This is a genomic window from Nonomuraea diastatica (genome assembly GCF_004349015.1).
In the GTDB taxonomy this organism is placed as follows: Bacteria; Actinomycetota; Actinomycetes; order Streptosporangiales; family Streptosporangiaceae; genus Nonomuraea; species Nonomuraea diastatica.
Genome location: NZ_SMKP01000246.1, coordinates 1 through 13,370 on the forward strand (window position 1 = coordinate 1; position 13,370 = coordinate 13,370).

Sequence of the window (13,370 nt, forward strand, 5' to 3'; positions counted from 1 at the left end):
GGGCCGGACAGGCGGGGCCGGACAGGCACCGGTCAGGCACCGGTCAGGCGGGGGCGTCGCGCAGGCGCTCCACGCGGATGCCGCGCAGCAGCAGCTCCGACACGACCACCGCGGCCAGCAGGCTGATCAGGAGGGCGGCGCCGGCGACAAGGGCGACGGGCACCACCGCCACCTCGTGCGGCAGCGGCGGCGTGACGGGCGGCGAGGTGAACTGCGGGATCCTGCCGAGCGCCACCCGCGCCGCCACCAGTCCCGCCAGCAGCCCGGCCAGGGTGCCCGCCGCGATCGTGATCACCTGCTCCAGCAGGAGCGCCACCCGCAGCGCCGCCACCTTGGCGCCCGACGCCTCCAGCGCGGCCAGCTCGTACCCGCGCCTCCTGGCCGACGTGTAGAGCGCGAGCACGGTGCGCCCGAGCGCCAGCACCGCCGCCGCCAGCGCGGACGCCAGCAACAACAACAGCGCCAGCCCCGGCCCCTGCCCGGCGAACGACGCGGTCAGGTCGGCCACGTGTCGCCGCGACACCACCGACAACCCCTGCCGCTCCAGATCCCGCTCCAGCGCCGCCGTGTCGGTCAGGCCGGTCCACACCTCGTACGCGGCCTTCTCGTGCACCCCGTACGCCATCCGGTCGGCCTGCTCCAGGTTCATCAGGACGCCCACGTCGGTCAGGCCGGGCGCGGCGGCGGACGCGAGGACGGTGCGCACCGGGCCGGCGTAGGCGTTGTCGAGCCCCGGCAGCACGCGGGTGCCGATGGGCCCGACCGCGACCGCCGGGGGCAGCGGGTCGTACGTGGCGGGGCGCAGCGTCTGGTTGTCGACCATGGTGATCGCGAACGTGCCGTCCCGCTGGCCCAGGTTGGCCTGCCAGCGCGGCATGGCCAGGGAACGCCAGCGGCCCTGCTCGCGTACCGCCATCCCGGTGACGGTCACCCGTACGAACGCGGGCTCCTCGAACTGCTCGGGCGGGACCGGCTGCCCGCGGAAGGCGCGCAGCTCGCACCGAGCCTGCCGGCAGGCCGGCGGCAGGTTCCATTCGTGCACGCCGGAGCGTCCTGCGAGGTCGCCGAGCGGGAGCTGCGCGGGCCGCAGCTGCCCGGGCACCCGGAACGTGACGAACAGCTTCATCGTCCAGCCCTTGGGCGGCCGGTCGTGCGCCACCTCGGCACGGAACCTGTCGCCGCGCACCCACACCCGCGGCTCGGCCGGGGCCGGCAGTTTGGCGGCGGCCTGGGCCAAGGACGTGCCGGCCGCCAGATCGGGTCGCCAGGCCGCGCCCACGGCGGCCAGCCGCAGCGGGTCCGAGGCGATCAGCTGCGGCGGACCCGGCACCTTGATCACCGGCGCGGCGGTTTTGCCGCCGGGGTCGGCGGCGGCCACGGCGGCGATCAGCTTGCTCGGCTCGACCGGCCGGACCGTGATCGCGGTGGCCGCGCCGTTGTGGAAGCGCGCTGTCTCCGCGTAGTCGCCCGACGTGGCGCTCCACGCCGACACCGCGAACGTGGCCAGCCCGAACGCCGCTCCCAGCACGATCACGCTGCCCGCGGCCACCGGCCCTCTGGCCACCTGCCGCAGCGCGAGGAACGGCCCGAGCCCGCCGCGCCGCCTGGTGACCCCGAACAGCCGCCTGGTCAGCACCGGCAACGCCCGGGCGGCCAGCAGCGCCACGCCCAGCGCGACCAGCCCGGGCACCGCCAGCGCGCCCGAGCTGCGTCCCGACACGTCCGTGATCAGGCCGGTGGCCAGCAGCTCGACCAGGCCCACCGCGGTGACCGCGAGGACCACGGCGTCCAGCACCCAGCCGCGGGCCGTACGGCGGGGCGTGCGCCGCCACTCCTCGGTGACCGGCCGCGTCGCCGTACGCCAGGCTGCCATCGCCGCCGCGAGCACGCCGCCCAGCATCGCCGCGACGCCGGCCAGCGCTGCTTCCGGCGGGAAGGCCACCGGGATGCCCGCGGGCAGCAACGCGCCGATCATCACGCCCGCGGCGGCATGTCCGGGCAGCAGCCCGAGCGGCACGGCGGCGGCGAGCAGCAGCAGCGGCTCGGCCAGCGCGAACAACCACACCCGCGCCCGCCCGTGCCCGCGCAGCCGGGCCAGCGCGATCTCCGCGCCGCGCGCCCTGACCAGGTCGCCCACGGTCTGGAAGAGCAACATCCAGCCGAGAGCCACCACCTGCGCGATCACCAGCAGCGTCGGCACGCCCAGCGCGCCGGTGCCCGCGGTCACGGTCCTGACCGTGTCGGCCACCCGGGAGAACACGATGTCCCCCGAGCTCCGGCCCGCGGACTCGGCGGTGGCCTGCATCGCGGCGAGTTTCGCGAGGTCGGTCCCCTCCAGCCGGTCCGGGACGATGGAGACGATGGCGTAGTCGGTCCAGGCGCCCTCGTCCTCCTGCCCGCCGGAGACGTTGTACGTCTCCAGCCGGGTCTCCGGCACGGTGAACAGCGCGTCAGCCTTGTCCTGGCTCGGTTCCCCGGAAGGGGAGAACAACGTCCTGCCGAACCAGAACGGGTCGCCGGCCGGCCCCGGCCGGTAGATCCCGACCACGGTGAGCGACGCCGGTTTCCGCCCGGTAGGGGTGTACTCGACGTCCACCACGGCCGACAACCTGATCTTCTCCCCCACCTTGAACCCCGACGCCTGACTGGCCATCACCTCCTTGGCCGCGTCCGGGCAGCTGCCCTTGACCAGCGGCAGGTGTTCGCACTGCCCGTCCTGCCAGACCAGCGAGAACGCGCGCCGGTCACCCGGCCGGCCGCTGCTCGCCTCCATCCCGAGCACCGGCGGGCCGGTGAAGTCCGCGCCCGCGGTGAACGCCGCCACCTTGGCCTCGATGCCGCCCTGGGTGGTCGTGTACCGCCAGCCGCGCCCCTCCAGCGGCGCCGCCTTCACCGCGTCCCTGGCGATCGTCGTGCGGGCGGCCGCCGAGTAGATCGGCCCCACGGCCGCCGACGCGATCGGCACGATCGCGATCAGCAGGACGACCAGCGAGAGCGTACGGCGTTCCCAGAGGCCGCGCAGGATCACGGCTCCGCCCTTCTGAGCGCGATGCCGTCGTCGAGCTCCTCGATCCGCGCCATGGAACCGGGCGGCAGCAGGTGATGGTATTCGGGCGGCACCTGAACGGCGCCCTCCCGGCCGACGACCACGAAGTCCTCGCCGCGCCTGCCCTCCGCGCCGACCCGGCCGTCCCTGATCGTCACCGTACGGCTCAGCGCCTCGCTCACCGCGGTGTCGTGCGTGACCACGACCGCGGTGGTGCCGTCGGCCGCGGCGACGTCCTTGATGAGCTCGATCACCCGCGTGCCCGACTCCTCGTCGAGCTGGCTGGTGGGCTCGTCGGCCAGCAGCAGCTTGGGCGCGTTGGCCAGCGCCACGGCCAGGGCGAGGCGCTGCTGCTCGCCGCCGGACATCCGCCCGGCCTGCCGGTCGCCCGCGTCCGCCAGGCCGACCCGGGCCAGCAGGTCGCGGGCAGAGCGGCGGGCGGGAGGGCCGGCAGGCCGGCCGGCGCCGGCGCTGGGGCTGGCACTGGGGCTGGCGCTGCGGCGGTCACGTCTGACGGCGCGCTGGGCGAAGGAGATGTTCTGGGCGGCGGAGAGGTAGCCGATGAGGTTGCGTGCCGGGTTCTGCAGCATCATGCCGATGTGCGCGGCCCGCAGCCGGTCGAGCCTGCGCTGGTCGAGCCGTCCCAGGTCGGTGCCGTCCATCCACAGGCGGCCCGCGCTCGGGCGCAGCAGCCCGGCCAGCAACCACAGCAGCGTCGACTTGCCCGCGCCCGAGGGGCCGAGCAGGGCGACCGTCTCGCCCGCCTCGATCGTCAGGTCCACGTCGCGCAGCGCGACGACCTCGACGTCCTGGGCCTTGTAGATCTGCACGATCCCGTCACATCTGACGACGCTCATGCGCGGCTCCCCCGGATGCTGCGGCCGCAGCTCTTGGACGGGCACGGCTCATGGGTGCCCGCCGCGCTCACAGGGTGCTCCTGGACTGCCGGCGGTGGGCGCGGGTGCGCAGGTCGACCACCCGGTCGCAACGCTCGGCCACCTCGGGGTCGTGCGTGGCGATCACCAGCGTGGTGCCGTCGTCCGTCGCCGCGAGCAGCTCGTCCAGCACGAGCGCCCGGTGCGTCTCGTCCTGCTCGGCCGTCGGCTCGTCGGCCAGCAGCACCTGGGGCCGCAACGCCAGCGCCCTGGCCACCGCGACGCGCTGCTGCTGCCCGCCGGACAGCTCCTCGACCAGGTGGCCGGCGAACTTCGCCACCCGCAGCCGCTCAAGCGCCTCCGAGGCCAGACGTACCGCCTCGCGCGGCGCCCGCCCCGCCGCCCTGAGCGCCACCTCGACGTTCTCCGCCGCGGTGAGCAGGCTGAGCAGCCCGTACGACTGGAACACCAGCGCCAGCCCGGCCCTCAGCTCCGGCTGCTCGTCGAGGGGCACGCCGCCCACCAGGACCCGGCCCGCGGCGGGCGGGAGCAGCCCGGCCAGCGTGGTCAGCAACGTGGTCTTGCCGGACCCCGACGGGCCCATGAGCGCCACGCGCTCGGCTCCGTCCAGCTCCAGCGTGAGGTCTTCGACGATCGTGCGCCCGCCCGCCCGGCAGCTGAGTGCGCGGCAGGCGAGCGTCGGTCCAGGCACCACTCGCGGATCATCCTCCCGGCCGGTGATCCACGTCAACGGCGGGGAGGATGCGACCGGGTTGCGAGTCGGCCACGTCATCCGGCCGGCACGGGCCGAACCGTGCTGTCAGCGTGATCGGCCGGCGAGCCGGAAACCTCTTAGAGCCCGCTCAGCGGCGCCAGACGACGGGCTTGTCGCGGTAGTCGTCATCGTCGAACTTGGCGCCGGTGATCGCGATGCCGGTCCTGGCGGCGCCCAGCCTGCAGGACGTGAAGGTCGCTCCGGTCGTGGAGAAGTCCCTGGGCGCGCTCTCGCGCTCGCAGCCCGGCATGCTGCCGGTGACGATCGCGCCGGTGCCGTTGCCGTCCGCGGTCACCAGCGACAGGCTGGGGCCCGACGAGTAGGAGTGGTCGGTGCCGTCCACGTTCTCGACGGTGAAGCGGATGTAATAGGGCGTGATGCCCCTGGCCTGCCGGCCGCGTTCGCGGACGAGGTCGGCCGGGTCGCCCTTCTCCACGGCGGTCACGGTGACGCCGATCGTGCCCTTCCGGAACGGGACCACCGCGCGCTCGCCGAACTTGAGCCGCGCGCCCGCCGCGGTGGTCTCCGCGCTCGTCTGCCCGGTGTCCTGCTCCGTGGTCTCCTGCTCCGCGGTCTGTTTCTGGGCCGGCTCACTCTCCTCGGTCTCGGCAGGCGCCGACGACTCGCGCGCCGGGGCCTGCACCTGTGCCCGGTTCTCGGCCGAAGGCTGGAGAGCGCCGCAGCCGGAGACCGTGAGGGCGGCGGCCATGCTCAGAACGCCTGCCAGCGCCCGTCGCAGGACCGCGGGGTCATGGGTGATGAACATGGCTAGCGATCTTTACGCACCCGTACGGCGGGCGTCGATGGCGCAGGATCCACGATGGTTTAACCCAGCGTCCACGGCCCGCCCGGTCAGGCGGGCAGCAGGCGCATCAGGATGTCGCGCGCTCCCGTCAGGCGGCCGGCGACGGCCAGGCGGGTCATCCAGCGCGACGCGGTGACGATGCGCTGGGCGGCGGGGCGCCTCCGGGCGTCGTAGGAACGCAGCGCCTGCGCCACGTCGCCCGCGGACGCGTGCAGCCGGTCGGCGAGTTCGATCGCGTCGAGCAGCGCCTGGCAGGCCCCCTGTCCCAGGGCCGGCGCCATCGCGTGGGCCGCGTCGCCGATCAGCGCCACGTTTCCCGTCACGTACGAGGCCGGCGGCGGCGCCAGTTCGTAGACCTCGTGCCGCAGCACGGCCCCGTCGCCGGCCTCCGCCAGCACGCGGGGAATGGGATCGTGCCAGTTCGCGAAGCGGGCGCGCAGGTCGTCGAGGCTCTCGTCGTTCCCTTCAGGGGTCCGTACGGCCGCGTACCAGTTGGTCACCCCCGGGGCCTGCGGCGTCATCCCGAACATCTGCCCGTGGCCCCAGGTCTCGCCGTAGTGCCGGGGTTCGTACCCCTTGATCACGCCGCGCCACGCGACGATGCCCGCGTAGCGCGGCCGGGTCACGCCGCCGAAGAACGCCTGGCGTACGGCGCTGCGCACCCCGTCGGCGCCGATCACCAGGTCGTGGCAGACCCGCAGGGCGGAGGGGTCGGTGATCTCCACGCCGGTGCTGATCGTCGCGGGGTCCACCTGCCGCAGCAACATCTCGATCAGCGAGGCTCGTGACAACATGCGGACCGGTGTTCCCGCGCGCCGTTCGATGCGTTCCAGGGGCAGGTCGGCGAGGCGCCTGCCGTCCGGCCTGCGGATCTGGGCCTGCCGGTAGGGGACGGTGCGCTCGTGCAGGTCCTCTCCCAGCCCCAGGCTCGCCAGCCCGGCCTGCACGCCCGGCTGGATGCCGAGCGCGGTCCCTTCGGCGACGACCTCGGGCCACCGCTCGTAGATGGAGACCTTCCAGCCGATCGCGCGCAGGGCGATCGCGGTCGTCAGCCCGCCGACTCCGGCGCCGACGATGACAGCTCGTTTCATTCGATCATCACAGATGTAGTCCTAAGGTCGGCCACCCGCTCACGCGCCGGTGGTCCTGCTCTGCTCTTCCTCGGCCTGGGGCACCACGGGGCCGCCCGGGCGTGACACCCCGTTGGCCGCCGGCGGGATCCTCCTCTCCAGGGCGAGCGCCATGGCACAGAGCGCCAGGCACCCCACGATCATCAGGCCGACATACGCGGCGGCCAGGTCGAGGCCCAGGAGCAGGCCGGCGACCGCCGGCGCGGCGATCGCCCCGCCGTTGAACGCCGCCGCGTTGATCGCGTTGTACCGGCCGCGGGCGTCGTCGGTCGCCAGGTCGTTGGTGACCGCAGGAACCGTCGGCTGAAGCAGGGTCTCGCCGAAGGCGAACACCGCCATGAAGGCCAGCAGCCCGGCGGTCGCGACCGCGGCGCCGAGCCCGGACCCCGCGGCCCCCAGCAGCAGCCACGCCCCGGCCCACGAGCCCGCCATCACGATCATCACGCGGGTTCGCCGGCGGCCGCTGATCCGCGAGAGGACCGGGAGCTGCAGGGCGACGATCATCGCGGTGTTGACCGCGTAGGCGACGCCGATGGCGCTGGTGGAGACGCCGGCGACCTCTCGCGCGAAACTGGGGACGCCGGCCTGGAACTGGCCGTACCCCACGAGAACCCCGGTGAAGGTGAGAGCGGCGAGCCAGCGCACCGGCGGCTGCCTCAGGATGGCACGGTAGCCGAGCGCCGCGGGACGTGCTCCCAGGTCTCGCCCGGCGGGCCCGCGCACGTGCCTGAGCGGCCCCAGCAGCACCACCATCGGCACGAGGGCCGCCGCCGCCTCGGCGAGGTACACCGTGGTGAACGTGGCGGGGACGTCCACGTCGACGAACAACCCGCCGACGACGCCTCCCACACCGATGCCGACGTTCATGAGCGCGAAGTGGACGCCGAAGAAACGTTGCCGCACGTCTCCCTCGACGACGGCCGCGATCAACGTGTTGAACGCCGGGAGCGCCGCTCCGAAGTTGAGGCCTATCAGGATGAGCGCCACCGCCGCGGTCCAGGGGCCGGTCGCGAACGCGAGCAGCCCGCTGCCGATCACCATGGCGCTCTGCCCGCCGATCAGGACGCTGCGGGTGCCGAACCGATCCACCAGCGCCCCGCTCGGTGCGGTGACGGCGAATCCCGCGATCGCGACCAGCGACATCAGCGCGCCGGCGACGCCGAGGTCGAACCCGCGGACCTCGCGCAGGTAGATGATCGTGAAGGGGAGGGTGAGGCCGCGCCCGAGTGTCTGCACGGCGATGATCGCGAGCAGCCACCGCCCTTCGGCCGGCAACCCCGACCAGAACGTGCGTATCCAGGCCATTCGGCATCACCTTCCCGGGGTCCCGTCGGCCAAGGGTCAGCCGGCCCTGGCGGCGAGCTCGGCGAGACCGGCCGCTCCTGAGGCGGCACGGATGGCGATCTCTTCCCCGTCCCTGGTGCTCAGGCCCACGCCGTGCAGGCCGGGGCCGCCCGGGACGAACCGCAGGGGCAACGTTTCGAAGGTCTCCTTGCCGATGTGCTCCTCGACCTCTGCGGGGTCATTGCCGATCTCGAGCCAGGCGACCGCGAGCAGGGGACGCTCGTGCGTCATCGGCGTGCTGCGCCCCGGGTGCCGGCTCATGTCCTCGTGGTAGTACCAGTTCGGGAGCCCGCGCGCCCAGGTCAGCCCGGCGTCGCCGGGCGCCATGACCGTCGTCGCGGACGATCCGTCCGGGCGCTGGGCGCCCGGTGACGTCACGACCTCCCCACCGAGACGGCGTGCCACGTCTTCGAGATCGGCGTGGCTGCGGGCGCGCAGGTTCCACGTCATCCAGCGATCGGCCTGCCGGGTGGTCTCCTCGAACCACGTGCGGAACGCGTCGACCCCCGGGGGGAGCTCGGCGTGGTGGTCGATGACCGACTCGACGTTGACGAACGCGTCGCCGGGGAGCGGTATGACCCGGTGAGCGGTGGGCATGACCCGCAGCCATCCTCCCTCGTGGCTGCGCAGCCCGGTTTCTCGACGCAGCCGCTCCGCGCTCTCGTAGAGGTGGCGTACGCCGAGGGTGACGTGGTCGAGATCGTAGACAGGCACGTGGCTCCTCCAGGGGAATCGACTCGAAAGCAAATCAGTTTTGTAAGCAAACCTAATGTGGGCATGGTTCGCTGTCAACGCGCCTACGAGGTTTCCCGGGCCGCCAGGAGGGCTCCACGACGGTCGTCATCGCCCGGGCGGCAAAAGCGCAGGTCCGGGGCACTCCGGTCGAAAGGGCACGCCAGCCCCTGGATCACGAGCCGCGGAGGCCAGGGCCGAGCGCGGCGGGCGCCGGTCAGTCGGGCTGGCGGGTGCGCCTCATCGTCTCGCGCTCATACGTGAGCAGCGCGTCGATCACCAGCTGCCGCTCCGACGGGGCCAGGGGCTCCAGCGCGGTCCGCCACGCGTCCGCTCCCGCGGCCAGCCAGCCCTCGATCGCCTCGCGGTGTTCGTCGGTGATGCTGACGATGGTCCGCCGCCGGTCGCGCTCGTCCTCACACCGGGCGAGGATCCCCTTCCGGCTCAGGTCGCCGACCATCAGGCTGACCGTCGTCGAGGCGACCTCGAGTTTCCCCGCCAGCGTCTTGACCGTGGCCGGACCGTCGTGCAGCAGGAGAGCCAGCAGCGACAGGTGGCGCGGCGTGAGCGCGAAGTCCTGCAGGTGCTCGGGAACCGGAATGCGCTTGGCACGCGCGATGAGCCGCGGCATCAGCAGGATCATCTCTCGCACGCCCTGATCGACGGTCGGGCCGTCCGTTGGCATCGAGTGGTCCTTCTGATGTGCCGGCGAATGTGTTGTGGCTGCTTGAGCACCAAGTATCACGGAGGTGGCGCCGCGTTGTCCAACGATCTCGGCGCCCGCGGGCCCTCGGCCACCGGCGACCGGCCCACCGGTCAGGGCCACCAGCCTCCTGCGAGTTCCACACCCTCCCTTTCGAGGGCGTCGTGCCAGGCCGGGTCACGCAGCAGCCGCGCCTCCCAGGCGCGTACGACGCCGTCCGGTCCCGTGACCGCGTCCTCGCGCGACGGGTGCAGGAACAACTCGCTCGTGCCCTCGGGGAGTGCGGCGAGCCGGCGGAGGTAGTCGTCGCGGAGCCGCTCGTAGGCGCCGAGCTCGTGTGCCGTGCGCCGGTTGGTCGCGATCGTCTGCGGGATGGGCACGCCGAGCGTGTCGGCGAGGGCGACCGCGCGCTCGTGCGCCGCCGCGAGCTGCGGCGGAAGCGGCCCGCCGAAGTACGGCTCAGGGTCGCGCGGCAGCCGGAAGGCGAGGCCGTGCCGCGCACACCAGTCGAGCGCCTCGGCGAGCCACGACCGGCCGTGCAGGCCGTAGAGGGTGCCGGCGTGGGAGTCGGCCGCCTCGGGTGCCAGGAGCCGCCCGCGCATCCAGTGCAGCTGCGCGTCCGCCTCCCCCATGACGTCACGCGCCTCGCCACGGGTTCCGAGGGCGAACGGATCGTCATGGAACGTCCCGTCAGGATCCACCAGGCTGGCCGCGCCGTTGAGCGGCCGCCAGCGCGGGATCCCGCGCTCGCTCGTGAGCGTCACGTGCAGCCGCGGCACGACTCCGAGCTCCCGGACCCGGTCCGCGGCCTGCTCGGCGGCCGGCGAGACGCAGATGAGCGTCGTCGCGGTGATGTGTCCCTCGGCCAGCAGCGCGACGATGACCTCCGTCGTGCCCGGCTCCCTGCCGAGGTCGTCGGCCGTGATCACGACGCGGCGGGTCATCGGGGACGCTCCGCGGCCGGTTCGTCCGCGGGCTCGTTCACGGGCTGGTTCATGGGGCCGTTCATGGGATCGGGAGGCGGCGGCTCGACCGGCTCGGCCGCCTCGGGCGGCGTCTCGACCGGGACGGAGACGAGTCGCGCCGCGACCGCGCCGATCGCCGTCAGCACGAACGGGTACACGCACAGGTACATACGGAACGCGAGCCCCGGGTCGGCGCCGGGATCGTCGCCCGAGTTGTAGCCGAAGAACACGCCCAGAGAGGTGAGCGCGAGCCCGGTCACGATCCCGTTGAGCCGGCCGAAGAAGCCGAACGCGGACAGGAAGAGCCCTTCGCGGTGCTCCCCGTTGCGTGCCGCGTCGGCGTCCAGCACGCGCGCGACGATGAGGTCGTTCGTCGCGAGCATGCCCGACCAGCCGGCGCCCACGAGCACGCCCGCGGCGATCGCGGTGACGAGGCCGCTGGCGAAGAACAGGGCGGCGAAGCCGGCCGCGAGGACCGCGAAGGCCAGCCGCCAGGCCCACAGGGCGCCGCGACGCGCGACGACGCGCGTCCACACGACGAGGCCGCCCGCCGAGATGAGGATGACGATGCCCTGCAGGTAGAGCGCGTTGCCGACCGGGAGCCCGAGCGAGTAGCGGACGTACAGCTGGATGCCCGAGAGCACCAGCGCCATGGCCATCCCGTAGCAGGCGCCGGTGAGCCCGACCGTCCAGAACATCGGGTTGCGCACGATCGACCACACGCTGGGCAGCAGCCGCGGCCGCTCGCGCGTGGAGTAGCGGGGACGCTCGCGGGCGCCGAACGCCATGAACACGATCACGACGAGCGCGATCGCGCCGTAGATGACGGCGGTGATCTGGAAGCCCTGGGTGGACTCCTCGGTGCCGAACACGCTCGTCGTGAGCAGCGGGGTGACCGCGAGCGAGATCACCAGCGCCACGAGCTGGAAACCCTGGCGCAGGCTGTTGGCCACGGCGCGGTCGCGCTCCTTCGGGTAGAGCTCGGGGAGCAGCGCGCCGTAGTTCGCGTTGAGCATCGAGTCGAAAGCCTCACACAGGATCGCGAACACCGCGAACCAGAGCACGAGGCCGATGCCCCGCAGGGAGTCCGGCGCGGAGAAGAACGCGATCATGCAGGCGGCGAGCATCGGCGCGCCGGCGAGCAACCAGGGCCGGCGCCTGCCGAACCGGGTCCTGGTGCGGTCGGAGAGGTGGCCGAGCAGCGGGTTGTCGAGCGCGTCGATGACCGCGTACAACACCATGACCACGCCGTACGCGCGAACGTCGAGCCCGAGGATGTCGACGTAGAAGAGGATCGTCGATCCCTTGATCATGTTGATCGGGATGGACGTGCCGAACATCCCGATGGCGTAGCGCCACGCGGGAGTCCGCCCCTGGGAGGTGCCCTCACCGGGCTGGGACACACGATCACCTTCCTTGCTGAGCCGACGATGCAGACAACCGGCCCAGAATGTCAATGGTCCGCCCGGCGGCGGATCCTGGCGCTCGCGATGCCCCCGGGGAGGCGCCGGTCAGAGACCGTAGACGCGGGTGGCCGTCGCCGCGAAGACGTCGCGGATCTCCCCGGCGGACCGCCCGGCGAGCACGTCCTGCCAGGTGGACAGCAGGGTGGGCAGGTCGGTCCAGAGCTTTTCGACGGGGAAGTTGCTGCCCCACATGCAGCGGCTGGAGCCGAACAGGTCCAGGCACGTGGTCGCCACCCGCCCGATGAGCGGCCGGTCCACGCGGTGCACGAAGGTGCCCTGGCCGGTGAGCTTCACCACGACGTTGGGGAGTTCGGCCAGGAGCCTCATGCCCCGCGTCCACTCCTCGACGGCGGGCGGGGCCGAGTCCACCGGCATCCCGGCGTGGACCAGCACGAACGTCATCTGCGGGAAGCCGGCCACCAGCTCAGCGGCGTCGGCCATCTGGGCCGGGAACACCTGGAGCTCGAACAACCAGCCGAGGTCGGCGACCACGGCGAGGTTGCGCCGGAAGACGGGATCCCTCATGCGGTCGGGGGCGGCGGCGAAACGGAACTCGGGCCGCTCGTGCCAGTGCAGTTGCAGCCGGGTGCCGCGGACGAGCGGGGTGAGGGCGGACTGGCGGCGCAGGACGTCGGGGGCGTGGTCGTCGAAGAGGTCGGCGCAGCCCACCACGGCAGTGGGCCAGCCGGTCTCGGCGTGGACGTCCCGCAGCCAGCGCACCTCGTCCACGGAGCGGTCGAGCGGCCAGTTGGCCTGGACGTAGACCGCCGAGGAGATGCCGCAGGGGGTCGCCTCCGCGACGTACTCGGAGACGAGATAGTCGCGGCGGATCGGCTCGTAGGGACCGAAGATGCGCGGGACCATCTTTCCTTGCAGCCAGGGCAGGTCGGCGGCGCGCCAGATGTGGTGATGCGAGTCGACGATCCCGGTCATCGCGGTGCTCCCGAAGGGGTCGTGGGCCAGTGGCGTGCCGCGGTGCGGCGGCGGCCGGACAGGACGGCGGGCAGGCGGCGCACCTCCTCCAGCGCGGTGGCCAGGTCGCGGACGCCGCCGAGGTGATCCAGGCTCGGGAGCTGGGCGGACATGGCGCGCGTGGCGGGGCGGTAGGCAGGCGAGCAGGCCAGCGGGGACCACCAGACCAGCCGGTGGCCGAGCCGCGACATCCGGGCCGTGGCGCGCACCATGGGGGCGGGGTCGCCGCGTTCGAGCCCGTCGGACAGGACGATCACGAGCGCGCCGCGGGCGAGCGCGGCGAAGCGCGGGTTGGCCAGGAAACGTTCCAGCGACGCGCCGATGGCCGTGCCTCCGTCGGCGTCCGTGACCAGCGCCGACACCGACGTCAGCGCCTGGTCGGCGTGCGGGTGCGCCAGCGCGGCGGTGATCCGGGTGAGCCGGGTGCCGAAGGTGAACACCTCGGTGCGGGCCGGCGCGGCGCGCAGCGCGGTGTGCGCCACCCGCAGGAGGTCCGGAGTGTGCTGCCGCAGCGAGCCGGAGACGTCGACCAGGATCAGCAGGCGGCGGGGGCGGGG

12 protein-coding genes are annotated in these 13,370 nt (G+C 73.2%); all 12 read right to left on the reverse strand.

Features of this window, described 5'->3' with window-relative positions; translation table 11 throughout:
• Positions 1-43: 43 nt before the first annotated feature.
• A complete protein-coding gene (locus tag E1294_RS47120) occupies positions 44-3,028 on the reverse strand; it encodes an FtsX-like permease family protein (protein ID WP_132518523.1) in 2,985 nt (994 codons plus the stop codon).
• Entirely contained in the window at positions 3,025-3,903 is an 879-nt protein-coding gene (locus E1294_RS47125; RefSeq protein ID WP_132518525.1) for an ABC transporter ATP-binding protein, read from the reverse strand. Before E1294_RS47125 ends, E1294_RS47120 begins: the two co-directional genes overlap by 4 nt.
• A gap of 67 nt (positions 3,904-3,970) precedes the next feature.
• Positions 3,971-4,636 (reverse strand): ATP-binding cassette domain-containing protein, encoded by a 666-nt coding sequence (locus tag E1294_RS47130; RefSeq protein WP_220448346.1) that lies wholly within the window; start codon positions 4,634-4,636, stop codon positions 3,971-3,973.
• Positions 4,637-4,784: 148 nt separating this feature from the next.
• Entirely contained in the window at positions 4,785-5,462 is a 678-nt protein-coding gene (locus tag E1294_RS47135) for a hypothetical protein (RefSeq protein ID WP_132518529.1), read from the reverse strand.
• A gap of 86 nt (positions 5,463-5,548) precedes the next feature.
• Complete coding sequence (locus tag E1294_RS47140) at positions 5,549-6,592, reverse strand: FAD-dependent monooxygenase (RefSeq protein WP_132518531.1); 1,044 nt, start codon at positions 6,590-6,592, stop codon at positions 5,549-5,551.
• Positions 6,593-6,631: 39 nt separating this feature from the next.
• Complete coding sequence (locus E1294_RS47145) at positions 6,632-7,936, reverse strand: MFS transporter (protein ID WP_132518533.1); 1,305 nt, start codon at positions 7,934-7,936, stop codon at positions 6,632-6,634.
• A 36-nt stretch (positions 7,937-7,972) separates the two neighbouring features.
• Entirely contained in the window at positions 7,973-8,689 is a 717-nt protein-coding gene (locus E1294_RS47150) for a VOC family protein (RefSeq protein WP_165977882.1), read from the reverse strand.
• A 235-nt stretch (positions 8,690-8,924) separates the two neighbouring features.
• Positions 8,925-9,392 carry a MarR family winged helix-turn-helix transcriptional regulator gene (locus tag E1294_RS47155; protein WP_132518537.1) on the reverse strand — a complete coding sequence of 156 codons (468 nt, stop codon included), beginning with the start codon at positions 9,390-9,392 and terminating at the stop codon, positions 8,925-8,927.
• Between the two features lie 131 nt (positions 9,393-9,523).
• Positions 9,524-10,354, reverse strand: coding sequence for a carbohydrate deacetylase (locus tag E1294_RS47160; protein WP_132518539.1), 831 nt, complete (start codon positions 10,352-10,354; stop codon positions 9,524-9,526).
• Complete coding sequence (locus tag E1294_RS47165) at positions 10,351-11,778, reverse strand: MFS transporter (protein WP_132518541.1); 1,428 nt, start codon at positions 11,776-11,778, stop codon at positions 10,351-10,353. Before E1294_RS47165 ends, E1294_RS47160 begins: the two co-directional genes overlap by 4 nt.
• Positions 11,779-11,886: 108 nt before the next feature.
• A complete protein-coding gene (locus E1294_RS47170) occupies positions 11,887-12,774 on the reverse strand; it encodes an amidohydrolase family protein (RefSeq protein WP_132518543.1) in 888 nt (295 codons plus the stop codon).
• Positions 12,771-13,370: VWA domain-containing protein (locus tag E1294_RS47175; protein WP_132518545.1), on the reverse strand; the 600-nt coding region annotated here is incomplete at its 5' end. The genes E1294_RS47175 and E1294_RS47170, both read right to left, overlap by 4 nt.